At 68.0% G+C, this 835-nt stretch carries 1 protein-coding gene; it reads left to right on the top strand.

Going from position 1 to position 835, the window contains the following annotated elements:
* Positions 1 to 835 (top strand): Ig-like domain-containing protein (locus VTU_RS33530; protein WP_010102536.1); only part of this gene is annotated, 835 nt, incomplete at both ends.

Genomic DNA, 835 nt, shown 5'->3' on the forward strand with positions numbered 1-835 from the left:
GAACAACCTCAGCGGCGTAAAAAACGCTGCCAACAACGCCGCCGTGGGCATCCACGTCACCAGCGACAACTACAGCGTGGACACCGTGGCGCCCGAGCTGACCGGCATCACGCTCGCCGACAGCGCGCTGAAAATCGGCGAGACGACCACCCTCACCGTCACTTTCAGCGAAGTGGTCAGTGGCCTGACTGCCGCGCACCTGACCACTCCCAGTGGCACGCTCGGCGCGCTCACGCGCAGCGCCGACGGCCTGAGCTGGACCGGCACGCTGACCCCCGCGGCAGACACCACGGCGGCGAGCAACGCCATCCGCGTGAACAACCTCAGCGGCGTCACGGACGCTGTGGGCAACTTGGCCACGGGCAGCGGCGTCACCAGCGCCAACTACAGCGTGGACACCGTGGCCCCCCAGCTGACGCACATCACGCTCGGCGACAACGCGCTCAAGGCGGGCGAGACGACCAGCGTGACCATCAGCTTCAACGAAGCGGTCACCGGCTTTGGCAAGGACCACCTGAGCGTCTCCAGTGGCACGCTCGGCGCGCTCACGCGCAGCGCCGACGGCCTGACATGGACCGGCACGCTGACCCCGGCAGCGAACACCACGGCGGCGGCGAACACCATCCGCGTAAACAACCTCAGCGGCGTCACGGACGCTGCCGGCAACCTGGCCACGGGCAGCGACGTCACCAGCACCAACTACCGCGTGGACACCGTGGTGCCGCAGTTGCAGCGCATCACGCTCGACGACAGCGCGCTGAAAATCGGCGCGACGACCACCGTCACCGTCACCTTCAGCGAGGTGGTCGATGGCTTGGTCGCCGCGCACCTGACC

Source organism: Verminephrobacter aporrectodeae subsp. tuberculatae At4, assembly GCF_000193225.1.
Taxonomy (GTDB): domain Bacteria; phylum Pseudomonadota; class Gammaproteobacteria; order Burkholderiales; family Burkholderiaceae_C; genus Acidovorax; species Acidovorax aporrectodeae.